The 24469-nt window shown below is 52.9% G+C and carries 18 protein-coding genes; 8 read left to right on the top strand and 10 right to left on the bottom strand.

Going from position 1 to position 24469, the window contains the following annotated elements:
* Positions 1 to 240: 240 nt before the first annotated feature.
* Complete coding sequence (locus tag E6072_RS03775) at positions 241 to 1626, top strand: Fic family protein (protein ID WP_316693847.1); 1386 nt, start codon at positions 241 to 243, stop codon at positions 1624 to 1626.
* Positions 1627 to 1902: 276 nt separating this feature from the next.
* Here E6072_RS03775 and E6072_RS03780 read toward each other — a convergent pair whose 3' ends face one another.
* Positions 1903 to 6480, bottom strand: coding sequence for an acyl-CoA dehydratase activase-related protein (locus E6072_RS03780; RefSeq protein ID WP_316693848.1), 4578 nt, complete (start codon positions 6478 to 6480; stop codon positions 1903 to 1905).
* A gap of 82 nt (positions 6481 to 6562) precedes the next feature.
* Between E6072_RS03780 and E6072_RS03785 the strand changes: the two genes are divergently transcribed.
* Entirely contained in the window at positions 6563 to 7471 is a 909-nt protein-coding gene (locus E6072_RS03785; RefSeq protein WP_316693849.1) for a TetR family transcriptional regulator, read from the top strand.
* A gap of 124 nt (positions 7472 to 7595) precedes the next feature.
* Positions 7596 to 9182 (top strand): TrkA C-terminal domain-containing protein, encoded by a 1587-nt coding sequence (locus E6072_RS03790; protein ID WP_316693945.1) that lies wholly within the window; start codon positions 7596 to 7598, stop codon positions 9180 to 9182.
* A 20-nt stretch (positions 9183 to 9202) separates the two neighbouring features.
* Here E6072_RS03790 and E6072_RS03795 read toward each other — a convergent pair whose 3' ends face one another.
* From E6072_RS03795 to E6072_RS03810, 4 genes are all read right to left on the bottom strand, one after another.
* The gene (locus tag E6072_RS03795; RefSeq protein WP_316693851.1) at positions 9203 to 10192 is read right to left on the bottom strand and encodes a bifunctional riboflavin kinase/FAD synthetase; all 990 of its coding nucleotides are present in this window, start codon (positions 10190 to 10192) and stop codon (positions 9203 to 9205) included.
* Positions 10193 to 10195: 3 nt separating this feature from the next.
* Positions 10196 to 10348, bottom strand: coding sequence for a hypothetical protein (locus tag E6072_RS03800; protein WP_022864983.1), 153 nt, complete (start codon positions 10346 to 10348; stop codon positions 10196 to 10198).
* Between the two features lie 254 nt (positions 10349 to 10602).
* The gene (locus E6072_RS03805) at positions 10603 to 11973 is read right to left on the bottom strand and encodes a 6-phospho-beta-glucosidase (protein WP_316693852.1); all 1371 of its coding nucleotides are present in this window, start codon (positions 11971 to 11973) and stop codon (positions 10603 to 10605) included.
* Complete coding sequence (locus tag E6072_RS03810; protein ID WP_316693853.1) at positions 11970 to 12707, bottom strand: DeoR/GlpR family DNA-binding transcription regulator; 738 nt, start codon at positions 12705 to 12707, stop codon at positions 11970 to 11972. Before E6072_RS03810 ends, E6072_RS03805 begins: the two co-directional genes overlap by 4 nt.
* An 80-nt stretch (positions 12708 to 12787) precedes the next feature.
* On the opposite strand from E6072_RS03810, the gene E6072_RS03815 reads away from it, so the two are divergent.
* The 4 genes from E6072_RS03815 (at position 12788) to E6072_RS03830 (ending at position 16881) form a co-directional block, all read left to right on the top strand.
* On the top strand, positions 12788 to 13720 hold the full coding sequence (locus E6072_RS03815; protein ID WP_316693854.1) for a carbohydrate kinase family protein: 933 nt from the start codon (positions 12788 to 12790) through the stop codon (positions 13718 to 13720).
* Between the two features lie 26 nt (positions 13721 to 13746).
* Positions 13747 to 15105 (top strand): extracellular solute-binding protein, encoded by a 1359-nt coding sequence (locus E6072_RS03820; RefSeq protein WP_316693856.1) that lies wholly within the window; start codon positions 13747 to 13749, stop codon positions 15103 to 15105.
* A 73-nt stretch (positions 15106 to 15178) separates the two neighbouring features.
* Positions 15179 to 16072 (top strand): sugar ABC transporter permease, encoded by an 894-nt coding sequence (locus tag E6072_RS03825; RefSeq protein ID WP_316693858.1) that lies wholly within the window; start codon positions 15179 to 15181, stop codon positions 16070 to 16072.
* A 2-nt stretch (positions 16073 to 16074) separates the two neighbouring features.
* On the top strand, positions 16075 to 16881 hold the full coding sequence (locus tag E6072_RS03830) for a carbohydrate ABC transporter permease (protein ID WP_316693860.1): 807 nt from the start codon (positions 16075 to 16077) through the stop codon (positions 16879 to 16881).
* An 81-nt stretch (positions 16882 to 16962) separates the two neighbouring features.
* On the opposite strand, the gene truB is transcribed toward E6072_RS03830, so the two are convergent.
* The 5 genes from truB to rimP form a co-directional block, all read right to left on the bottom strand.
* Positions 16963 to 18021: a tRNA pseudouridine(55) synthase TruB gene (gene truB / locus E6072_RS03835; protein WP_316693862.1), complete on the bottom strand. Its 1059-nt coding sequence runs from the start codon at positions 18019 to 18021 to the stop codon at positions 16963 to 16965.
* 9 nt (positions 18022 to 18030) lie between these two features.
* Positions 18031 to 18606: a 30S ribosome-binding factor RbfA gene (rbfA, locus tag E6072_RS03840; protein ID WP_316693863.1), complete on the bottom strand. Its 576-nt coding sequence runs from the start codon at positions 18604 to 18606 to the stop codon at positions 18031 to 18033.
* Between the two features lie 69 nt (positions 18607 to 18675).
* Complete coding sequence (gene infB / locus E6072_RS03845; protein WP_316693865.1) at positions 18676 to 21495, bottom strand: translation initiation factor IF-2; 2820 nt, start codon at positions 21493 to 21495, stop codon at positions 18676 to 18678.
* 308 nt (positions 21496 to 21803) lie between these two features.
* Complete coding sequence (gene nusA / locus E6072_RS03850) at positions 21804 to 22793, bottom strand: transcription termination factor NusA (RefSeq protein WP_316693867.1); 990 nt, start codon at positions 22791 to 22793, stop codon at positions 21804 to 21806.
* Positions 22794 to 22810: 17 nt separating this feature from the next.
* Positions 22811 to 23275, bottom strand: coding sequence for a ribosome maturation factor RimP (gene rimP / locus E6072_RS03855; protein WP_316693869.1), 465 nt, complete (start codon positions 23273 to 23275; stop codon positions 22811 to 22813).
* A gap of 56 nt (positions 23276 to 23331) precedes the next feature.
* Here rimP and E6072_RS03860 point away from each other — a divergent pair, with 56 nt between their 5' ends.
* A complete protein-coding gene (locus E6072_RS03860) occupies positions 23332 to 24459 on the top strand; it encodes a hypothetical protein (protein WP_316693870.1) in 1128 nt (375 codons plus the stop codon).
* The last annotated feature ends 10 nt before the right edge of the window (positions 24460 to 24469 follow it).

Below are 24469 nucleotides of genomic sequence, written 5' to 3' on the forward strand. Positions count from 1 at the left end.
CCATGTCCGCCCTCGCTGCGAAAACCTAATGCTTATCCTTACCCCCGCCCCCAAGTTTTGTAAGGATAGCGCTTATCCTTTCATCCGCCTCCTATCTTTTGCAAGGATAAGCCTTATCCTTGCAATCACCTGTCTCTAAGTGCGAAAATAAGCTAAAAGCTTTCAGAGATACCGGAAACACACAATACGGCAGTGCCGCCGCAAAGCTGGCGGGAAACTGAGTCCTGGGGAGGCGAGCACATGGGACATTACGACAAGCGACATTGGGCAGCGAATTTGTCTGCGTTTTCTCGGGACGGACGGCGCAGCGGCGATTACCGCTCCTACGTCCCTGACCTGCTGGCGGGAAATGCCGTGATTACCGAAGAAAACTCCGCCGCCGCTGCCCTATTGGAGCGGAAAATCTTGGCGTTTTCCCCGCTAATCTCACAACTAGGGATGGAATCTTTGGCACGGCTAATCCTGCGCGGTGAAGCTATCGCCTCCAGCAATATCGAGGGTTTACAGGTTGCTCCGCGCGAACTGGCGCGCGCCGAGCTGAAGGAAAAAAGCGGCACCGATCCGCGCAGCACCGCTGGGGACGTCATCCGCAACATCCAGATATTAGAGGACGCGACCCGCAAATTAGCTAGCGCCGAGACTGTTTCACTTGCGGACATTGTGGATTTGCAGCAGAAACTAATCCCCGAGGAGACTTGGCAAGGGATTCGCAGTAGCCAAAACTGGTTAGGGGGCAGCTCCTACCATCCTCTAGCTGCCAGCTATATCCCGCCCTCCCCCGAACACCTCGACGGTTTATTAAATGATCTGGTCAAGTATTTAAATGGGGCAGAGCACGGCGCGCTACTACAAGCGGCGCTGGTGCACGCGCAATTCGAATCCATCCATCCCTTCCCCGATGGCAATGGCCGCATCGGACGGGCGCTGATTCATATTGTATTAACTCGCCGCGGCCTCACTCAGGGGGCTACCCTGCCGCTATCTTTGGCGCTCGCTACCAGAACTGACCTTTACGAGGACGCGCTTTCTTCCTACCGCCACCTCGCCGCCCCCCGCAGCGACCAGGCAATATCAGCGGTGAACCAGTGGATAAAAGTATTCTTGGATGCTTGCCAGATTGCGCTCACCATTTCCGAAAGTCTTAAGAACCAAGTCGAGGAGCTGCAAGCCGATTGGAAGGCGCGGCTGGATTCCTGTTACCGCAGTGAGCACCACCGCGCCCTGCGCATCGATGCTGCCGCTAACCGTTTGCGAGAGCAGCTGCCCAATTTGCCGATGTTCACTATCGCTTCCGCTGCGCAAGTCTTAAAGGTTTCTCGCCCCGCTATCGAGAACGCCGCTAAAGATTTAGTTGCGGCGGGAATAGTGGCGCCGCTTAATATCGGGCGTGGGCAACGCGGCTGGTGGCAACCAGATTTATTTGACCTAATTAGTGGCAGCGAACGTCGCCTTGCCTCTACCCAGTGGGACACCCTGGCCTCTGCCCCGCGCCGCGCGGTACCTAATGCGCAGACAGCTCGCGCCCTGACACATACGCAAAGAGTTATCGCAGGCAAAGATCCCGAAGATGGGGCAGTTTTTGAGGACGCAAACCAGGCGACAGATTTTCTGGACTCCCTAGCATAAAAATTATTCTTGACCGCCAGAACATCACGTAACCCTGTATCTTTACCTCGCACCCTTAGAATCTTTACTTTTTGCTGCTTTCTTGCCGTGAGAAGTAAAGATTTAGGGGGTGTTAGCCATATACGGCTGCGGAAGTTTCAATAAAAACTTGCAGAGCATGCCCAAAAACACTCTTCAAGACGAAAATGGGCACTCCCCTGCGCACTACTGGCGCGACGGGTAGTATCGGTATTACCGGGGTCACAACGGGGTGTCCTCGGCTAAGCCCCAAAAACCTTAGCGCGCGGCGCTCACCGGGGTAATCGGCAGGGAACGCCGACCGGCAGGGCTGACTTGAACCTCAGAATTCCATTGCACTCCGCTACCGCACGAGGACGCGCATCCGCAGCCTGCCCCGCTCGCATCCTCGGGCATATCCTCGAAATTATCAGCCACTTCTTCACCGCGTAGGGCAGTCGCAATCATCAACTTGATCCGGTTGAGCTGATTGACTTCCGAAGCACCCGGGTCATAATCGACCGCTACCACATTGGCTTCCGGATAACGGTTGCGCAGCGCGCGGAACATTCCTTTGCCAATCACATGGTTCGGCAGGCAGCCAAAAGGCTGGGCGCAAATAATATTGGGGCAGCCATGCTCAATCATGTCCACCATTTCCGCGGTCAAATACCAGCCTTCACCAGCCTGATTACCCATTCCCGCAATATCGACAGAACGAGCCGCCATATCTTTAATTCGCCGATGCATCTCGAACTTGCCGTTAGTTTTGGCGAAAGCCCGGCGAATCGCATCCTCATAACGCTCCAACGCCCACAGCCCCGCATCCATAGCTAACTTCAGTTTGCGAGAATTGCCCATTTCGTCCCGCTCAAAGTTTCCGCTGGCCAGACAATAGTGGAAGAACTGAATCAAGGTAGGCAGTTCGGCTTCGCAGCCTTCTTCCTCAATCACCCGAACCGCGTGGTTATTAGCATCCGGGTGGAACTTCACCAGGATTTCTCCCACCAAACCAACCCGGGGACGGCGCGGTTCATCGTTCAACGCCAAGGCATCGAACTCTTTGACACATTCCTTAATCAGGCGAGAATAGCTGAGGCGACCGCCCCAAGTGGCCGAGTATTTCCCAGCCGCAAACCATTCCTGGATAATCTGATCCCACCGCCGATAAAGCTCCATCGCGGAGCCTTTGACCAGCTCATAGGGGCGAATGCGCAGCAGCATAGTCTGCAACATGTCCCCTAAACAGATAGCTTGCAGAATGCGGTGGATTTCCGCCCAAGACAACTGGAAACCCGGATTTTCTTCAATGCCTTGTACCGAGGCGGCAATCACCGGCACCTGCGGATACCCGGCATCACGCAACCCTTTACGCAGCAAGGACGCATAATTTGTTGCCCGGCACATTCCTCCGGTCTGCGAAATCGCCACCGCCGTTTTATCGGGGTTGGCACGCCCGGAAGTGAACTCCTCGATTAGCTGGCCGATCACCACAATCGCGGGGTAACAAGAATCGTTGTTTACGAACTTGAGGCCAGTTTCCATAGATTCGCGGGAAGTATGTTCTAGCAACCGCACATTCAAGCCGGCGCGGCGTACTACCGGCTGCGCCACTCGGAACTGGATAGGCGCCATTTGGGGAACCAGAATCTCCCAACCATCTTTGCGCATCTGTTCGGTGAATTTAGAATTCACCTGCAGGTGACCGGCTTTCGCCAGGCGGGCTTCCTCTGCTGCTGCTTCGGCGGCTGGATCTATGCGAGTAGGAACTGCCGCTTCCTCTGGATCTCTTGGCGCGGCATCCGGGTCACCGATCCGATCCGCACTGGGATAGGTAAGCACCGTGGAGCTTTGCCGCTCCCTGGTGGCCGCATCCAGGGAACGCAAGCGAATCCGGGCGGCTCCCAGGTTGGAAACCTCATCAATCTTGAGGACGGTGTGGACGTCTCCGCGCCCCTCCAAAATCTCTTGTACCTGGTCAGCGGTAATCGCGTCCACGCCGCAACCAAACGAGTTCAACTGCACCAATTCCAGGTCAGCTTCATCACCCACCCGGGCGGCAGCCTCATAAAGCCGAGAATGATAAGCCCACTGGTCACGCACCCGCAGGGGACGCTCCAGGCGGCCGTCAATCACCGAATCTTCGGTGAAAACCGCCATTCCCAAGCCGATAATCAACTCCGGAATTCCGTGGTTAACCTCCGGATCCAGGTGATAGGGACGCCCAGCCAGCACAATCCCGCGCACCCCGTTTTCACGAATCCACTCTAAAGATTCCCGGCCTTTCTCCCGGATCTCTGCCTTGACGGCGGCGTCCTCTTCCCAGGCCGCATCCAGGGCAGCTTTCGCTTCCGCTTCCGTCACGTTCCAATCAGCGAATACTTCCGCGATCCTCTTAGGAAGGAACTCTCGATTCCCCAGGTTGAGGAACGGGCTAATCAGACGCACGTCGCTGTCTTGCACCGACTCCATATTGTTGCGGATAACCTCGGGATAGGTACCCACCACCGGACAGTTGTAACAGTTATCGGTGCCTTCCACCAGTTGTTGTTCATAAATCACCGAGGGATAAAAAATAGTTTTTATCCCTTTCTTCAACAGCGACTCGATATGTCCGTGCACCAGTTTCGCGGGGTAACAGATGTTTTCAGAAGGAATAGATTCCATCCCAGTCTCAAACAGGTCATGGTTGGAGCGCCCCGAAACCATCACCCTAAATCCCAGCTTGGTGAGCATGGTGAACCACAGCGGATAGTTTTCATACATATTCAGCACTCGGGGAATCCCAATATCCCCGCGGAATGCTTTCTTTTCGGTCAGGCGGCGATACCCGAAAATCCGCTTATATTTCCAATCGAACAGGTTCGGCAGCGCCGATTTCTTAGGTACTTTTTCTAGCGAGGCACCGCGTTCGCAGCGATTCCCCGACACGTGCCGCTCCCCGTTAGAGAAAGTAGAAATGGTCATCTGACAGTGGTTTTGGCACAACCTACAGGTCTTGCGACTAGTCTCTACCTGGAATTTCTCTAGGTCTTCCAGGGTTGCCAGGGTGGATTCCCCCTGGCCATCATCGCTTTGTTTCGCGATCAACGCCGCCCCATAAGCACCCATCAAACCAGCGATATTAGGGCGCACCACTTCCCGCTTAGTTAGCAGTTCGAATGCCCGCAGCACCGCATCGTTAAGGAAAGTTCCCCCCTGGACAACTACCTTTTCGCCCAGCTCCTCAGGGGTTTTTAGTTTAATAACTTTATAGAGGGCGTTACGCACCACCGAGTAGGAAAGCCCAGCCGCAATATCTTTCGGACTTGCGCCCTCTTTTTGCGCCTGCTTTACCGAAGAGTTCATAAACACGGTGCAGCGCGTACCCAAATCCACCGGCGCTTTGGCAGCTACCGCATCGGCGGCAAAGTTCTGCACACTGGTTCCCATAGTGGCAGCAAAGGTCTGCAAGAAAGATCCACAACCAGACGAACAAGCCTCGTTCACCGAGATAGAATCCACGGCTCCACCGCGAATCTTCAGATATTTCATATCTTGCCCGCCGATATCAATCACCGAGGAAACCCCCGGCAGCAGGTCTTCAGCGGCGCGGAAATGCGCCATCGTTTCCACTTCACCTTGCTCTAAGTTAAGGGCGGTTTTCACCAGCCCCTCCCCATAACCAGTGGAACAGGCACGCCCAATATAGGCGCCCTCGGGCAGTTCGGTGCGAATGCGGCGCACAATCTCCACCGCCGCCGAAACCGGGTCGCCCTCGTTAGAGGCATAGTGGGTGAATACGATCCGTTTGTCCTGGTCAATCACGACTGCTTTAATCGTGGTAGACCCGGAATCTACCCCCAGGAAGCAGCGTCCTCGCGCCTCGGATAACGGTAGTTGCGGGATTACTTCTTTATCGTGGCGAGCACGGAATTCCGCCAGTTCTTCTTCATTAGCAAATAGCGGACGCATCCGCTGCGAATCAGTATCGATTTTCCCGGTGGTCAGGTTGGTTATTAACTGTTCGAGGGGGCGCGGCTCCCCTTTATCAGCGCTTAAGGCTGCCCCTAAGGCCACGTAAAGTTCGGCGTGTTCCGGGGTGAAGAAACTATCGGCTTTGGGGAGCAGCTCCTCATAGGCTTTGCGCAGGTTAGGGAGGAAGTGCAGCGGCCCGCCCAGGAACATTACGTTTCCGCGAATCGGGCGTCCACAGGCCAGTCCGGCAATAGTTTGAGTGGCGACCGCGGTAAAAATCGAGGCCGCGAGATCTTCGTGCGCCGCGCCCTCGTTAAGCAAAGGCTGCAGGTCTGTTTTGGCGAATACCCCGCAACGCGAGGCAATCGGATAGAGCTGATTGGCGCGCGCAGCAAGTTTGTCTAGTCCCGAGGCGTCGGTGTGCAACAAGGTAGCCATCTGGTCGATGAAGGCGCCGGTGCCTCCCGCGCAGGTGCCGTTCATGCGCTGCTCCGAGGTGGGATGCAGATAGGTGATTTTGGCGTCTTCCCCGCCCAGCTCAATAATCACATCGGTTTGCGGGTGAGTATCTCCTACTGCTTTAGTGCCGGCAATAACTTCTTGCACAAACGGCACTTTCATCGCTCCGGCAACCGAAAGTCCGCCCGACCCGGTCACTGCAGCTTTTACGGTGATTTCCGGATGCGCCGCGTTAATATCGCACAGCAAGCCCGCCAGTTCCCCCCGCACATCTGCGTGGTGGCGGCGATAGTCAGAAAAGACTACCTGCCGCCCGTCGAGTAAGACCGCTTTTACCGTGGTAGAACCAATGTCGATGCCCAGTTTGAACGTATGCGTCTCCCCGCTTGAGGCAAAGCCGTCTCCACCCGCGAGTTCAAAAGGGGCAGTTGTCTTACTCATAGCATCTCCCGGAGTTGTTATCACCACCTCAAGGTAAGCTGAAAACGCTAAATTCACAGGGTGTTGAAATTAGGATAAAACCATGAATGCAAAAACCAGGGAAAACCGCACCAACCAGCAAGAACGCAAGAGCCGGCAAAAACGAGCCAGCGGAGAAAGTTTCGGTGACGATGAATTAACCACCGGTGATTACGAAAAGGAAACGTTAGCTAATTCGCGTGCTCGGGATTTAAAACCAGGAATTAAGAAAGACAAAGCCCCATCCTCTGCTCCCAAAACAGCCAAACGTTCCCCTGGTCATGGGAGGGGACCGCGAGGAGCGCGCGGGCAAATGCGCGAACAGATCAAGCAGGTTGCCGAATCTCAGTTCATTGCCCGCGGCTATGACGACACTACGATGCGTTCGATTGCTAAAGGGGCGGGTTGCGACCCCGCAATGGTCAGCTATTATTTTCGCTCTAAACAGCGGCTATTTCGCGACTGTTTCGACCTTCCGCTAGATCCCTTGGAGCAAATTCTGCAGTTATGGGAACCTGGGTTGGAGGGGATAGCCGACCGCCTACTTGATTTCGCCTTCACTCTCTACGAGGAACGCCTCACCAAAGATCGAATGAAAGCCTTGATGCGCGCCCTGATCACCGATTCCGAAACTACCCAACGTTTTCGCGCCTATATGAGTGACAATCTGTTAAAAGGGGGCGCGGAAGTGTTGAACGCTTTGCAAATAGCTTCCGGACAAGAGGCGAACGAGGAATTGGAAACCAATTTTCACGCGCTTATCGAAATTCTAATGTCCATGATTTACGGAGTGGCCACTATGCGCTATATCGTCCAGTTAGAACCGGTAGCCTCCATGGAGCGTAGCGAGTTACAAAACCGGCTGGCTCCGATATTGCAAACCCAAATCGAGAACCTGGCGCACGAAGTCTTCCCTTCGCTAGTACCTGCCCCAGGTCAAAGCGAAAACGCAACCTCAACAGAGAAGGAATAGCCCAAGGGCTTTCGGCGGTTAAACTTTGCCTCCCCCGCAGTTAAAGGATCGTATTGGCCAGCCGCCAGCTAGCTGACATGGCAGAATGCATTTTGCAGATTAACCTGGCTATCCTAAAGAGGTGATGCAAATACTCGCCTCTTCTCCCCTATTGACCCTATTTTTAGTGATCGCCCTCGGCACCCTATTCGGTTCGATCCCGTTCGGGCCGTTAAAGTTTGGAGCGGCCGGAGCCTTATTCGTAGGTCTTGCCGCGGGCGCCCTCGACCCGGCGCTCGGGGAGAATCTTTCTCTGGTATCTGCCATTGGCCTGGCTCTCTTTGTCTACACTATCGGCTTAGCAGCAGGCGCTTCTTTCTTCCGTGACCTGCGCAAACAAGCACCTCTTTTGATTGGGGCAGTTGCTCTGCTTGCCATATACGCTGTGATTGTGGCCTTCGGCGGCAAAGCCTTGGGGCTCAGTTCCCCGCTACTGGGAGGAATGTTCGCCGGTTCGCTAACCACCACCCCAGCTCTAGCGGCCGCGACCGACGCTGCCGGAGGAAGCGCCCAGCCCGCAGTAGGATACGCGATTGCCTACCCGGTGGGGGTAATCGTGACCATGGTGGTAGTGACGGCACTCATGCGGATAAAACTTCCGGCGAAAAACGATCCCGATCCCGCTTCCGCTGCGGGGCTAGCTACCCAAACTATTCGGGTAGAACGCCCGATGCGTATCCAGGAAATACCCGGGATTGCCGAGGTCGTGGGCTCTTCAGAGGGCGGGCTGCGGATTTCCTATCTGCTACGGGACGGCAAAATGCGGGTTGCCCACCCCGATGGGGAACTAAAAGCCGGCGATTTAGCGTTCCTGGTGGGAATTCCGGATGCGGTTAAAACTGCGGGGCAGGCGCTAGGAAAACCGATAGAAGAAGATATCTCTAATGACCGCACGACGGTAAATTTTAGCCGCTTCACGGTTTCAAATACCCGCCTAGTAGGCACCCCGGTCGCGAATCTGTTTTTGCCGGCTCGTTTCCAATCATTACTTACCCGGGTACGCCGCGGCGATACCGATATGCTCGCTACCGCCGGAACCCGCCTGCAGCTGGGAGATCGGGTGCTAGTGGTTTATCCGGTCGAACGCGAAGCGGATATCGCTAAAACTTTCGGGGATTCGGAACATAAAATCTCGGCTATCGATTATCTGCCATTCGGACTCGGGATTGCCGCTGGGGTGACGCTCGGTTTAATCTCGATTCCCCTGGGTTCTCTGGGCTCACTCGCATTAGGTGCAGCGGCAGGTCCGCTGGTGGTGGGATTAATACTAGGGCGTATTGACCGGTTGGGGCCATTGGTGTTCTCCCTCGCGCCCTCGGCAAATAATATGTTGCGGCAAATGGGGCTGGTGCTATTCCTGGCCGCTGTAGGTTTATCTTCCGGGCAAGCCTTTGCGGCCAAAGCTTTTTCCCTGACCGGAATAAAAATCGGGCTATTGGCTGCTGCCGGGATGGTGCCAGTACTGGTGGCATTCTGGCTGCTCGGAAAATTCTTGGGGCTTTCTACTGCCCGGATGGCAGGAGCGATTGCCGGTTTTGTGGGACAACCGGCAATCCTCAGCCATGTTCAGACCACCATCCCTGACGAGCGTTGCGAATCTGGATATTCCGCGACCTTCGCCCTCGGGATTATTGCAAAAATCGTGCTAGTACAGATCGTGATGGTGCTGTAAACAGCTGCCTACCAGTAAACCTAAAGCGCGGTTACCTTTTCGGGATCAACTCTGCCTGCCGGCGGAACTCCTAAAATCTGGCTGCAAGATCGCAGATCCTCATCCATTTGTGCCTGCAATTTTTCTACGCTCTCTAGCTTGAGCATGTCTCGCAGGTGCGCCAGGAAATCAATAGCGACCGGCTCGTCATAAAGATCAAGGTCAGCTCGCCCCAACACATGGGCTTCTACCGTAACCTTGTCCCCAGAAAACTGCGGATTGGTTCCTACCGAAATTGCGGCCGGCAGATGCTCCACCGCGTTAGTTCCCGGTACTGAACGGATCAACCGACCCGCATAGACCCCATCGGCTGGAATCGCTAACCCCTGGGTGTTCCCCAGGTTGGCGGTAGGAAATCCCAGCTGGCGTCCGCGGCGGAAACCTCGTTCCACAATGCCGCGCAGCCGGTAACTACGCCCTAAAATCCGCGCCGCTCCTTCCACATCACCCTTAGCTAGACAAGCGCGCACCCGGGTAGAGGAATAACGGCGCAAGTCCTGGTCAGTAATATCGGCTACTTCGATAACTTGAAAATCTCGAGTCAGGCCAGCCTCACGCAAAGTCTCGATATTGCCCTGGTTGTCGCGCCCAAAGTGCATATCTTCGCCGACCACAAGCTCTTTAACGTGTAGCCCCTGCACAAAATAGTGGTCAATGAACCATTGGGGACTTTGATTAGCTAAATCCCAGGTGTAAGGCACTACCCAGGTGGCGTCCAGTCCCAGCGCTGCCATCGCGTCGAGGCGATCGGGAAGTGGCTGAATCAAAAGCGTGGGATTTTCCGGATGATGCAGGTGGGAGGGATGGGGATCAAAAGTAATCGCGACCGCTATTAATCCCGCGCGCCGTGCCCGCTCTACTACGGTTTTTAAAATCCGGGTGTGTCCCTTATGCACCCCATCGAAAATCCCGATTGCTGCCACGGTGCGCTGGCCTGTTTCCAGCCTCGGGGAGTCGGTCCAGATTTCCACGATCTACTTTTCGCTTTGCCGCACGCTCAGTTCTGGCCGTCCATTCGCCGGCACGCCCAGTTCCCCGGTGCGTTTTTCTTCTGCAGTCTTGCGACCTTTGCCTTTACCGCCGCAGCCGCAACCGCATCCGCAAGTACCTTTGTTTTCTTCGCTCATGTTCCTCCTTTAGCTACTTTGTAAACTTAGTACAGAATGCCACTTGCCCTCCACTGGCGACACCAATAGCGATATCTTTTGCCCCGGCTTTTGCAGGAACAAATTACATGATTCGGCTTACTAACTCTCAGGACAGGTACCGTACTGCCTTTCAACGATGGACATCCCCCAAGAACCTAACAGGGACAAGAGAGTGCAACAAAGCATCTAGTACCCTGCTTTCCAGCGAATATCTGGATACCAGAATCCTAGGACTATTCCTCGGTGAAAACCTCAGCAATTAACGGATTCTTCTCACAGTATTCGTCTAGTAACTTGCGGGCTACTAGCACCGAATCTACTAACGGGTGAGACGCGAACGCTCTCCATGCTTTAGTTTTATCCCCTTGTAAGGCGGCGTCGATAATTAGTTCTTCGCAGGCCTTAACCGAGGTTATCAGTCCTAGCTCTGCCCCGGTCACCGGCGCTACTTTCTGGGGGTGAATACCCTTTGCATCCACCAGGCAAGGCACTTCAACTACCGCCTCAGGATTTAATTCTGGAATCAGTAGATCTGTGTCTTCACAGTCAGCATTACCGACGTTAAGGATCATTCGGGATTGAGTCCCCACAGTGAGCGATTCCATGATTCCCAGAGCAACCTCTTGATATCCTCCCCCGGCTATATCCTCAGAGCGTCGCCCTGCGCGCTGGCTCGGATCGCGTGATTCCGCCATATAGGTAGCTTCCCGTTCATCATGGTATTGGTTCCATATATTCCAGGCATTTTCTGGATTATCTAAAACGTCTTGATAGAATCCACGCTGTTGATTATCCAAGAATTCTCCGCGCGTCTGAGGTTCTTTTTTAATACGCGCCAAGGATTCACGGTTCAAGTAGTAGTAAAAAAGATACTCATTGGGAAGCATCCCTAGAGCGCGAATCCACTCTCCTCCTATGGTACGAGCCTCCTCCATATGATCTAATAGCTCATCATCTGCAATTAATCCCGGAAGAAGATCTTCGCCATTTTTCACCAGGGTACGCAACCAACCGAGATGGTTTAAGCCTACATAGTCAAAATCCACATCATCTTGATTCACCCCTAGTGCCGCGCATGCTCTGCGCATTAGACCAATTGGGGTATCACAAATACCAACCACCCTGCGTCCGAGAACTTGTCGCATCGCCTGGGTAATAATCCCGGCTGGGTTAGTAAAATTGATTGTCCAGCTGTCAGGAGCGACCTCTTTAATAATCTGAGCCAACTGGACGGCGGCGGGAACGGTACGAAGCGCATACGCATATCCTCCCGCACCGACAGTTTCTTGTCCTAGTACCCCATGACCTAGCCCGACCCGCTCGTCCGTGATACGTCCACAGGTACCCCCGATACGCATCGCAGAAAACACAAAATTGGCATCAGTTAGTGCTTCAGATAGGTCACAGCAAGCTGATACTCGCGGACTTGTTGGCCGGTTTAAAAAACCAGATCCGGTTAGAACCGCCATAATCGCGTCCGTGCGAGAAGGCTCCACGTCGTACAGCACAACTTCATTTACACGTAGTTTTGCTTTGGGATCTGCTAGAACCTCTATAACCTGGGGTACTCGAAAACCTCCACCCCCAATAATTACTAATTTCATGCAAAAATCACCTCTATTTTTTCGGACTGTTTGGGAAGACTAGCTCGGGGAGCCGTGGTGACTAATCCGGTCAAATTCTTCAGATATGTAACATCCAACAGGCCGGAACCGGGAAATTTATCAGCAGCTGCTAAAAGATACGTATTTACCGAGTGTTCCAAAATACCGCGCTTAACAGGAACTTCAATACCAGTAGAGTCCAATACCATTCCGTCTGGTCGCACTCCCGAAGTTCCCAGGAAGGCATAATCAGCGGTAATCTGCGCCAGCGCATTTTCGGTAATGTTTCCAACCAGCGAGTAATAGGATCGACGTAGTACTCCCCCCAGTACAATTAGCTCAGTTTGAGAGGAGCCCCGCAGTTCATCCACTACCGCCAAGGAGGCGGTAATCACTACCAAATCTCGCCCTCGCAGCTCTCTAGCAAGCGCAGCACCAGTCGTACCAATATCTATAATTACCGTGGCGCGTTCAGGAATTATTTGTGACGCAAGCCTTGCTATTCGTTGTTTTTCTTCCTGCGCATATGCTGCTACTTCGACGAAGGGATTAGCATCCGACTCGATTACTCCCCCACGCACCCGTGTTAGCATTCCTTCCCGGTCTAGCAAAGACAAATCACGACGGATAGTAGAAGCTGAAACTTGAAGCTTTTGAGCTAGCTGATCAACTGTCATATCCCCGCTTTGCTTCACGATGCTAGCAATTTGCATCCGACGTTGATGTGGCAGCATATTTTATATCCTAACCCACTTTCTTTCAGATTTACGCAAATTCACGCAACTTTTGTCATTTATTGTGCAATAATAGTCACATGCGTGATCTTTCGGAGTTTTTCCAGCAATACGATAGCACTGCGAGCGATACCTTCGTGATGCTATCGGGTCCGCTTTTTATGGATATAACTTTTTCTGGGCTTAACTCTTTACCAACTTTAGGACAGGAAATTTGGTCAAAGTCCTTACAATACAGCCCGGGAGGAATAGCCAATCAGGCCATCGCTTGCGCCCGTTTGGGAATGCGCACCGAAATATGCAGCTTTATCGGCGATGATTTCGTTGGTAAACTCTGCGAACAAGAATTGACAAAGGCTAAGGTAGGTCTGGCGTATTCCCAACATACGGCGCAACAAAACCTAACCGTGGCTTTGCCGTACCAGGAAGAGCGTGCCCTAATAAGTTATGGCTCACCCTCCATCCCTCCGCTCCCCCCTCTTACCACTCCCCCAGATTTCGTGGCAATCGGTTTGAGCGATGTTAACACTAATCTTCCCTTGATACAGTCGTGGCGTAACAACGGAACCAAAGTAATTGCCGATATTGGTTGGCAAGATACCCAGAACCCGGAACTATGTACCCGAGTGGGAGACGTTGATATCTTCGTCCCTAATGCCGAAGAAGCTTGTCTTCTTAGCGGCTGCCCTAACCCGGCTCTGGCAGCCAAAAAGCTTGCTAGCGCGGGAACGGACGTACTGGTTACCTTGGGAAATGAAGGAGCTTATGCCCACCTGAGTAATGGCAACACTTTTAGTGTGCCTGCCCCCCAGGTCACCGTGAAAGATACCACCGGAGCTGGCGATACTTTTACTGCTGGACTTATCTGTGCTCTAAGCGCAAATCTGGATCTACTTCCGGCGACGATCATCGCAACTCATGCTGCTAGTTTGCAAGCAAGTAGGGCAGGATCTTCCGTTGCCACACCCACTTTCCAAGAGCTAAAAATCTTTTACGAAACAAAATCCCAATAATAAAACAGAAATTGAAAGGAAATGCAATGAAGCATTGGCAACGAACTGTAGCAATAACTGCGATGGCAGCACTCGGTATTGGAGCCCTTGGCGGCTGCGCTCCCCAAAAGAGTAGTGAATCTAGCGATCAGAAGACTACAGAAATAGTCACTGACATATCCAATCTACCTGAGCAAACTTTGACAGTCTGGGATCAAGAAAGTCGCGGCGGACAAAATGAACAAATAGAAAAGCTCAATAAAGAATTCCAAGAAAAGTATCCAAATATCAAAATTAAGCGAGTATCAAAATCATACGATGACCTGACTACTACACTTGCTCTTGCGTTATCAGGTGAAGATGGCCCGGACGTTGCGCAAACAGATAATGCCCGTTCAATGATGGGTAAGTTCGTTAGCGCAAAACAATTAGTCTCCCTAGAACCATGGGCAAAAGCCTATGGATGGGATAAGAATTATTCCAAAGATATCTTGAACTATGCACGATACTCTGCCGATGGCAAAGACTTCGGCACGGGAAATCTATACGGCCTGCCCCAGGTAGGAGAATCTGTCGGCATCTACTACGCACCCTCTGAACTTAAAAAATACGGGTTAGACACACCCAAAACCTGGGAGGAATTCACCGAAGATTTACAGACCATTAAAGACAAGGGTGGTACTCCCCTCATGTTGGGCAACGTGGAACAATGGCCTGGAATTCATGTCTGGGGAGTTGTTCAAGGAGCCAATGAAAACGCCGACACCATTCGCACCCTAGGATTTGGAAACCAAGGATCAAGCTGGAAGAGTGAAGGAAACAAAAAGGCTGCTGAGACTTTGGAGACCTGGGCAAAGAATGGCTATTTCAACGAAGGATTCAACGGCTTAGATTATGACTCAGTTTGGCAGTCTTTCAGCAAAAAAGAGGGAGTATTCCTGATCGCAGGTTCCTGGCTAGCTCCTGACCTACAGGCTGGTATGAAAGACGATGTCAAGTTCATGCTTCCACCCATGAGTAAAAACATGGACAAGGTACAGACTACAGGAGGAACTGGTCTACCTTTCACTATCTCTAGCAAGGCAAAAGATAAGAACGTGGCTGCTGCCTATATCGATTTCATTACCAACAAAGATGCTATGAAGGTATTGGCGGAAACCGGTAACGTCCCCATCAATAACACTGCCAGTTATGTTGGCAACAAAACCGATGTTACCGCGGATGTTCTTACTGCCTTTGAGGAGCTAACCACCAAGGGAAATGTTCTTCCCTATATGAACTATGCCTCCCCCACTATGGATAAAGATCTAGGAGCAGCTATACAAAGCCTGCTAGCTGGCGAAAGCAACCCTGATAAATTCATTGAAACCATGGAGGGGCACTACACCAAAGCCATACAACGCTAAATTCGTTTATTAGGCTCGGGAGTCGCAACCTACCGGCTCCCGAGCCTAATATTCCTCTAGGAGATGATTTCCAGTGAAGCAATATCACCGGGAGAAAAGACGAGCAAGACGCAAAACAGGTCTGAGTGCCTGTGCACTTTTAGCTGCTCCAATTATTGTCTACAGCCTTTTCATGCTCTACCCCATATTCCGGGTATTCGGGTTTTCTCTTTATGAATGGGACGGTCTTTCCGATCCGCATTGGGCAGGTTTAGGCAATTATCGCGCCTTGTTTTCTAACCCCGTACTGCTATCTTCCTTTGGGCACGCGGTGGTATTAATTATCTTTTACGCCATAATCCCCTTGGCTCTTGGAATGGTACTAGCGGCTCTATTAATTCGAGCAAAAGCTCCAGGTACCGGTTTTTTCCGAACCGTTGTGTTCTTGCCACAAGTGATTGCTATGGTGGTTCTAGCCATAGCCTGGCGCCAGCTCTATGCGCCAAACGGACTTATCAACTCCGCCTTACGCCTAATAGGCTTAGGGAGCATTACTCGCGGTTGGCTCGGTGATTTTAATACTGCTCTGATTGCGGTAGGTTTTATTGGCACCTGGGTATCCACTGGCCTAGTTACAGTACTGCTAATGTCAGGGATGACGCGGATCCCAGAAGACTACTACGAGGCCGCCCGTATTGATGGCGCAGGACCTATTCGCCAGTTCTTTTATATAACGCTTCCGGGAATACGCGCAGAAATCGTTGTGTCTCTAACGTTGACAATTATCGCAGCTTTAAAAACTTTCGACCTCGTGTACATCACAACTTCAGGCGGTCCAGGTTCTTCTACCTCTGTCCCCTCTTATGAGGTTTACAACCACGCATTTCGACTAGGAGAAGTAGGAGTAGCTTCTTCTCTAGCTGTTGTATTGACCCTTATTATTTTCTTGATCAACCTAGGTGTAAACCTTATTGGAGAGCGAGAATAACTATGCGTTCTACGAAACAAAGAGTAATCGCCTTTGCGTTACTGTTGATAGCAACTGTGTTGACCCTAACACCCATCCTCTATGTCGTATACCTCGCTTTATCAGCCGAAAAAGTCGGAGATACTACCTGGTTCCATCCTGAGAACTTTGTAAGCGCCTGGCACCGAGGTCATTTCTCCGAATACATGTGGAATTCATTCCGGATTGCTGTGGTAGTTGTTTTTATCGCATTAGTTCTGTCAATAATGAGTGGTTATGCCCTAGCCATTTTGAAGCCTCGCGGGGAAAAAATCATCTTCTTTGTATTTCTACTAGGACTGATGATTCCTACAGAAGCCATTGTTTTGCCGTTATATTATGATTTTCGTTCGCTGGGATTGACCGATACCATTTGGGCGATCGCTTTGCCACAAATCGCGCAGTCGCTTGCTTTTGGAACTTTTTGGATGCGAGCATTCTTTCGAAATTTCAATCCGGGAATAATAGAGGCAGCACGTATCGACGGCGCTGGGAATCTACGTATCTTGCGTTCAATTCTGGTTCCTTTAGCAGTACCACCTTTAATTACGTTGATCCTTCTTACCTTCATGTGGACTTGGAACGACTTTTTGATCCCCTTAATAATGTCACCTTCGGGACAAGTGATGACGGCTCCCCTGGGACTAGCGTTCTTCCAAGGACAGTACACACAAGGATCTACTCTTCTAGCAGCAGGTGCAGTTTGGGTAGCGCTACCGATGGTAATTTTGTATTTCTGTCTCCAGCGGTTCTTCATATCCGGGATGACTGAAGGAGCAGTTAAAGGATAATTTTCACTCTTCTACTCATCGACAGCTATGCAAAAGCTGCAAGCTCTAGCTAGGTCCCTCAGATCTCGAGATCTATCTAATCTAATCAACCGATGGATGCAGGTTGAGTACAGCGCGCCAAAAGGATCCTGCTTGTTGCGCCAAAAAGATTGGACTACCCGAAGAGTCCGTTAAAGCATATGTATTTCCTGGTGAGGAGGTTTTTTCGAGATTAATATCAAAATCGTGCGCAAGCTGAGAGTCAATTCTCGGGCGCTGACCATAGCCTAAAGCGGTGATAACTTCGGGGGTTACCTGGCAACTGGGGAACAGCTGCTGGCAGATGTCATCCAGGCTCACAATCGGCACTTCCCCTCCCGCCGCTACCAGCTGCGATAACTCAGCCAGGCTATAGGCGGTAAAAGACGCATCGGGGCGGGCGACGCTGCTAACGCTAAAGGAGCCGACCTTAAGGCGCCGCAGCGCCACCAGGTGCGCCCCCACTCCCAACTGGTTTCCCAGATCTCTTCCGAGGGCGCGAACATAGGTACCCGCCGAGCAAGTAACTTGCAGGTCTTGGTAAACCACCGGTGTACCTGCCAGTTCACCCGCTTTCGGATCGCCCAGGCTAACCAGTTCATAGATAGTAATCGGGCGCGATTGCATCCGGACTTCTTCCCCGGCGCGCAGTCGATCCGCTGCCCGTTTCCCCTGGATCTTCAGAGCAGAAAAAGCACTCGGCACCTGCATTACCTGTCCGCGCCAAGAGGCCAGCGCAGTTTCTAAAGTATCCAGATCCGCTAGAGTAGCTCCCCGGGTCGCAGTAATGGTACCTTCAGCGTCCTCGCTATCGGTTTCTACCCCGAAGCACACCCGGGTGACATAAGTTTTCTTTTGCCCCTGCAGGTATTGCAAGAGTTTGGTTCCCCGCCCAATACCGGCAACTAATACTCCCGAGGCCGCCGGATCCAGGGTTCCCGCATGTCCCACTTTGCGGGTTCCCGCCAAGCGGCGCAGGCGCGCCACTACATCATGACTGGTAACCCCAAGGGGTTTATCTACCGCAATTACCCCAGCAGGGGCAGTATTATCGGCACGCGGAACTTGCAGATCCGCGCCGGCAGGAGCAAAATCTGGAGCCTCATTAAGCGCGTCTAGCACTTGGGTTACTTAACTTTCTAAGTCGGAATCTTCTGGGAAATCTATAGTTCCGTTATCCGGATCCTCCGCAGCCTCGGCGGCTACCTCTCCCGCAGCTACGTCCTCATCCGCGAGCGTAAACTCAGTAAAAGTAGGCACAGGCGATTCCGGTTCGTAAACCTTCTTCTGCCGTGGCTTACGATAAGGGTCAGCTTCCCCGGCATAGGACGCCGCCTGTGAAGTTCCCCGCAGCTGCTGGTCAGAGCGCAGCGCACTAGCCAGTTTCTCCTCGAAAGTGGCGGCCTGTTCGGGCAGAGCATCTAGCGCGAACTCAATAGTGGGGGTAAGGCGAATTCCCAGCGCCTTACCTACCTCCGAGCGGATCAAGCCCTTCGCACTATTTAACGCGCGCGCAGTTTTCTTACGGTCGTCCTCGTCTCCGAAAACCGTATAAAAAACGGTAGCATGTTGCAGATCCCCGGTGACTTTACAATCCGTGATCGTAGTGAAACCGATACGTGGATCTTTGATGCGCCGCTCTAAAAGCCGCGCCACCGTATTTTGAATCCGCTCTTCTACTTTGCGTCTACGAGCCTGATCAGCCATGAAAACTCCTTTACCTAATGCGGTTTTCCGGACGCCGAATCCCGGCGTCCGGAAAACCGACCAGTAACGCTAATCGCGCGGTTTCTCCACCATTTCCCAGGTTTCGATTTGGTCTCCGACCTTGATTTCTTTAAATCCGAGCGAAATACCGCATTCGAAGCCCTCGCGAACTTCAGTGACATCGTCTTTCTCGCGACGCAAAGAAGAAATCTGCAGTTCCGGTTCAACTACCACGCCGTCACGCACCAAGCGGGCTTTCGCGCCGCGCTTGATCAGACCCTCACGCACCACCGAACCAGCGATATTACCGAACTTGGAAGAGCGGAACACCTGCAAGATTTCTGCCATACCCATCTGCTTTTCTTCATAAATGGGTTTGAGCATACCTTTCATAGCGCTCTCGACATCTTCGATCGCCTGATAAATAACGTTGTAGAACCGCATATCGACGCCTTGCGAATCGGCGTATTCGGCTACGCGCTGCGCCGGGCGAACGTTGAAGCCGATAACCACGGCGTTGTCCACACTGGCCAGGTTGATATCGTTTTGGGTGATAGCACCTACGCCACGGTGAATAATCCGCAACTGTACTTCCTCGCCCACATCGATCTTGAGTAGCGAATCTTCCAAAGCTTCGACCGCGCCAGAGACATCGCCCTTCAAAATCAGGTTCAAAGTATCTACCTTGCCCTGCTCCAAAGCAGCGTTGAAATCTTCCAGCGAAATCCGCTTGCGGCGTTTGCCCAGTTGGGCAGCACGTTGCTGGGCCTGACGTTTATCGGCAATCTGGCGGGCAGTACGTTCATCTTCGGCTACCAACAGGGAGTCGCCTGCTCCCGGAACGCTGGTAAGACCCAGTACCGCCGTGGGGAAGGAGGGGCCGGCTTCCTCAACCTGGTTACCGTATTCATCAAGCATGGCACGCACGCGGCCATGAGACGAACCCACCACGATCGAGTCACCCACACGTAAAGTACCACGCTGCACCAAAATGGTGGCCACCGCGCCACGTCCTTTATCCAGGCGAGTTTCGATCGCTACCCCGCGTGCCGCCGCATCCGGATTAGCTTTCAGTTCCAAAGCAGCATCTGCAGTCAGCAGCACCGCTTCTAGCAATTCATGGATGCCTTTACGCTGTTTAGCTGAGACATCAACGAACATTACGTCGCCGCCGTATTCCTCAGACACCAAACCGTATTCGGTCAGTTGCCCCCGGACTTTATCCGGGTTGGCTTCCGGCTTATCAACCTTGTTGACTGCAACCACAATCGGCACATTGGCGGCCTGGGCGTGGTTGATTGCCTCCACTGTCTGGGGCATTACCCCGTCATCAGCGGCGACTACCAAAATCGCGATATCGGTAACCTCCGCCCCGCGTGCACGCATAGCGGTGAACGCTTCGTGACCGGGGGTGTCGATAAAGGTAATCGCGCGGCGAGTATCATCCATATCAATGTTTACCTGGTAAGCACCAATATGCTGGGTGATTCCGCCGTGCTCTCCACCCACCACGTCAGTATCGCGAATCGCATCCAAAAGCTTGGTTTTACCGTGGTCAACGTGACCCATAACCGTGACCACCGGAGGACGCGGCAGGGCGTCCTCTTCATCGCTTTGCTCTTCCTCTTTCAGGTCAATATCAAAGGATTCCAGCAGTTCGCGGTCTTCGTCCTCTGGGGAAACTACCTGCACTTGATAACCCAGTTCGGAACCGAGGGTCATCAAAGTATCTTCGTCCAAAGACTGGTTAGAGGTAGCCATCTCCCCCAAGGTCATCAGCACGGTGACCAAAGATGCGGGATCGCAATCGATCCTATCTGCCATATCCGCTAGTGAAGCCCCCGAACGCAGACGCAAAGGCGTAGAGCCATCCCCATGAGGAACCTGAACGCCACCAATCTTGGGAGCAGTTTGTTGCTCATACTCGGCGCGTTTCGCGCGTTTAGACTTACGGCGTTTAGCTTTCGAGGATCCACCGCGACCGAATGCCCCTTGAGTAGCACCGAAACCGCCGCGACCACGATTGTTCATCCGGTGGCCGCCGGGACGACCCGGACCGCCAGAACCACCAGGACCACCTTGCCCGCCTCCACCGCGGCGCTGACCGCGGGAGGGAGCCGGTTGATCCATCATAGGAGCCGTCGCAGAATGCGCCGGCATCACATTTGGAGTTGCACTCGAGCCACGCCGATTTCCCCGCCCGGGACGACCCCGACCGGCGTTCTTACGTTGCCCACCAGAACTGCCGCCTGGACGCGGCATTCCCTGCGCTGAAGCAAAAGGATTATTTCCTGGGCGCGGACCGCCCGGACGCGGCATTCCCTGCGCTGAAGCAAAAGGATTGTTACCCGGGCGCGGACCGCCCGGACGCGGAGCCGGTTTGGGGCCAGGTTTAGCACCCGTCTTACCGGGTTTAGGACCTGGACGCGCTGATTTTTCAGGCGACTTCGCCTTGGCTGGTTTCGCAGCCGGCTTAGCGGCCGGCTTCGGCCCTGGTTTAGGCGCCGCGCTAGTGGCAGGTTTTTTAGCAGGGGTAGACGCTTCCGCTTTCTTTTCCGGCTGCGCCTTAGCCACATCACTTTCCGGCTCTGCCCGATCCGCCGGTTTGGGGGCAGCTGCTTTCGCGTCCTTAGCCGCCCGCGCCTTCGCGACTTTAGTTTTAGCAGCGGAACTAGCGACTTTCTTCTTTGCCGCTTTCACCTTAGGTGCTGCCGTTTCTACCTCTTCCGCTAGCTTGGCAAAATGCTCCCGCATTTTGCGCGCCACCGGAGCCTCAATAGTCGAGGACGCGCTTTTAACGAACTCCCCCGACTCTTTTAGTGCCTGCAGCACAATTTTCGAAGTGGTTCCGAGCTCTTTCGCTAACTCATGAACTCTAAGTTTTGCCACAATTCTCCTTGCTGGCCTGCCCAGCATGGAGCAGGCTATTGCTTAAATTGGCAGATCATCGCTGGTTGCTCATCGGGTGACCATCAGCTTCCAACCCTGCTTTCCTGTATCGGGCATCCACTGGGGGTAGATGCCGGTAACCTTACTTAAACGACCCTAGCCTAGTCACAAGAAAGCACCGGCCAAGGCAAAAGCCTAGAACCGGTGCGTCCATTGCAACCAAAGTTAGGTTCCGATATCTATACTAACGCCTTGACTGCAATAAGCCGAAGCCACCTCCAATAGGGCGAGCACCCAGAAATCGGCTATTACGCTTCCTCACTGGCTGTTTCAGGATCCATATCGGACCTAATATCAATCTTTGCTCCCGTTAAACGAGCAGCTAGACGCGCATTTTGTCCTTCTTTGCCGATAGCTAAAGAAAGCTGGAAATCTGGTACCACCACATGTGCCAATACATGCTCGGCTGGTTCTACCGTGACAGACGTAACATGCGCAGGTGAGAGTGCATTAGCGACGAAAGTAGCCACGTCCTCGGAATAGTCGACAATATCGATTTTTTCGTGGTTAAGCTCATTCATCACGGCTCGTACCCGCCGTCCCATCGGCCCGATACACGCCCCTTTAGCATTGATATTAGGACGAGTAGAACGTACCGCGATCTTGGTACGGTATCCAGCTTCTCGCGCCACCGACTCAATCACCACATCCCCCGAGGTGATCTCCGGAACTTCCCGAGAAAACAGCCCCCGCACCAGATCCGGGTGGCGACGCGAGACCTCGATCCGTGCCCCTTTTTCCCCCAGCATAGTTTTTACCACTACTGCCCGGATCCACTGCCCGTGACGATAATGCTCTCCCGGAACCTGTTCAGCTTTCGGCAAAACCGCCTCGAATTCGCCAACTTTTACCACCACGACATCTTTATCTCGGCTCTGCTGGATAATCCCAGAAACCACTTCTCCCTTTTTGTCTCTAAAAGAGCCCAACACCTGCTCGTCCTCGGCCTCGCGTAGCCGCTGCATAATAATAGAGCGGGCAGTGGTAGTAGCGATCCGCCCGAACCCCGAAGGAGTGTCATCGAATTCGCCAATTTTATTGCCGTCCTCATCGATTTCCGCTGCCATCACCATTACATGGCCATTTTTGCGATCGACTTCTACCCGTGCGTCCTCAAGTGCACCCGGGGCATTGTGGTACGCCTTTAGTAAAGCGTCTTCGATAGCAGCCATAAGGGTATCGAGACTGACGCCCTTCTCCGCCTCTACCATCCGTAAAGCGGCAATATCAATATCCATGATGCTCCTTACGAGCCTTAGAACTGCACCACCATTTGGGCGTGCGTAATATCTGTTAAAGCGATAGTGCGCCGGCCAGCGGCAGTTTCCAATTCAATGTCTTCAGTTGTTGTATCCACCAGCTTACCCTCTTCGCGGGTACCATCACATATTTTTACCTTTACTCGATGCCCGATTGCCCTAGAAAACTGGCGTTCGTCCTCTAAGGGGCGCTCGATCCCCGGGGTAGAGACCTCCAAGTTATAGGTGCCTTTAATCGGGTCAGCTTCATCTAAATGCCGGGAAATCTCCAACGTTAGCTGCGAAAGCTGTTCTTCATTCACGGCGCCCGGTCCGCGCGGTAAATCCACTGTCACCACCAGGCGAGTGTATTTGCCGGCTCGCTTTAGCGATACTTCCTCTAGGTACAGGCCGGCCGCTTCACAATCTGGGCGCAGCAGATCAACAAGTTCATTTTCCAAATTGGTGCTAGGTTTCGTCATTTTTCCTCGTCTCTTGTTCGCCTCACAGTTTTATCATTTCAAAAAACATGTTACCCGTGGCAAACTTAACTTTGATGAAAAAAACCTGGATTGTTCCCCTTACTGGGCTGTTAGTTGCTTCGTTGAGTCTTTCTGGCTGCGGAGTGCGGATTGATGATGGTTCCGGCGACGCAGTCACCGCAAGCATTACCCAGATGGCACGCTACCGCGCCAGTTCCTGTCAAGAAGCTATCGCCAGCGGCATCGAAACTGTTTTTGGCTCTGACCCGAAGTTAGCGGCATTCAAAAATCACTTCACAGCCCGCAGTAAAGTCCTGGGGCAACGCTGGCCTGCCCAGGAAGTAAAACTTTCAGGCAAAGAAAAACCCGAGAACCTGCCAGAGCCTGCCGACTATCGCGTCCCCGGAAATGGGCAAGCCTTAGTCCATAAACTGGCAGATTGCCAGGCTAACATCTTAAATGACGCGGGGGCACTTACTTTACTGTCGCGCCAGCAACTAGCCTTAAGTGAGGGAGATGAAGAGGATACCGCGCGCGCTAAGCAAACCGAGGACTTAGCAAAAGTGCTATTCGCTACTGGGGTGGCTATGGAGCGGGAAAACAAGCAAATCGCGGCTGCTTCTTCCTTAACGCTACCGCCTGCCAAAACCACCCCGCTGGCGGCGCAAAGCTACCGAGAAGGTAAGTGGCACCCCACCATCCCAGCCGTCAAAACCCAGCAGAATCAGGCTAAAAAACCCTTAAGTCAGCAGCAAAAAAACAAGATTTCCCGCAGTATTAAACAACTGGATTCCCTGCGCTTTAATATCGAGAAAAATGTCGCGCAAAGCCAGGATATACAGTTAAAAAACCTGGTTTCTAACGTGGTCACTCCCCTGCTGCTGCGCCAGATACAACAGCTAGTTACGCAGTTAGAGTCTGATCCGCGCGAAGCGACCTATCAGCCCTACTCCGGTTTTAGCGGTGCCGATAAGCCCGCAATTGCGAAAGGGTTAGGGCTTGCCTGCCAGGTGCAGATGGATTTACTTCCCCTGGTTCCGGATGTACAACAGGCGCTACTATCTCCCACCCTGGCCAGTTTGGTGGATTTGCAAGCCCAATTAGGGCGCGATGCGGGACCGCTCCCCGGCTTGACCGCGAAGGACGCGAAAGTAAAAATCAGCCCTGCCTCAGCCGGTAACTAGGGTAGCTAAC

Source organism: Varibaculum cambriense (assembly GCF_032557235.1).
In the GTDB taxonomy this organism is placed as follows: Bacteria; Actinomycetota; Actinomycetes; order Actinomycetales; family Actinomycetaceae; genus Varibaculum; species Varibaculum cambriense_C.

Coding starts and splice junctions, on each gene's coding strand:
- E6072_RS03820 (WP_316693856.1), top strand. CDS start 13,747: ATGAAGCATTGGCAACGAACTGTAGCAATAACTGCGATGGCAGCACTC.
- E6072_RS03805 (WP_316693852.1), bottom strand. CDS start 11,973: ATGAAATTAGTAATTATTGGGGGTGGAGGTTTTCGAGTACCCCAGGTT.
- E6072_RS03810 (WP_316693853.1), bottom strand. CDS start 12,707: ATGCTGCCACATCAACGTCGGATGCAAATTGCTAGCATCGTGAAGCAA.
- E6072_RS03785 (WP_316693849.1), top strand. CDS start 6,563: ATGAATGCAAAAACCAGGGAAAACCGCACCAACCAGCAAGAACGCAAG.
- rbfA (WP_316693863.1), bottom strand. CDS start 18,606: ATGGCTGATCAGGCTCGTAGACGCAAAGTAGAAGAGCGGATTCAAAAT.
- E6072_RS03815 (WP_316693854.1), top strand. CDS start 12,788: ATGCGTGATCTTTCGGAGTTTTTCCAGCAATACGATAGCACTGCGAGC.
- E6072_RS03775 (WP_316693847.1), top strand. CDS start 241: ATGGGACATTACGACAAGCGACATTGGGCAGCGAATTTGTCTGCGTTT.
- rimP (WP_316693869.1), bottom strand. CDS start 23,275: ATGACGAAACCTAGCACCAATTTGGAAAATGAACTTGTTGATCTGCTG.
- E6072_RS03790 (WP_316693945.1), top strand. CDS start 7,596: ATGCAAATACTCGCCTCTTCTCCCCTATTGACCCTATTTTTAGTGATC.
- E6072_RS03780 (WP_316693848.1), bottom strand. CDS start 6,480: ATGAGTAAGACAACTGCCCCTTTTGAACTCGCGGGTGGAGACGGCTTT.
- E6072_RS03830 (WP_316693860.1), top strand. CDS start 16,075: ATGCGTTCTACGAAACAAAGAGTAATCGCCTTTGCGTTACTGTTGATA.
- E6072_RS03800 (WP_022864983.1), bottom strand. CDS start 10,348: ATGAGCGAAGAAAACAAAGGTACTTGCGGATGCGGTTGCGGCTGCGGC.
- nusA (WP_316693867.1), bottom strand. CDS start 22,793: ATGGATATTGATATTGCCGCTTTACGGATGGTAGAGGCGGAGAAGGGC.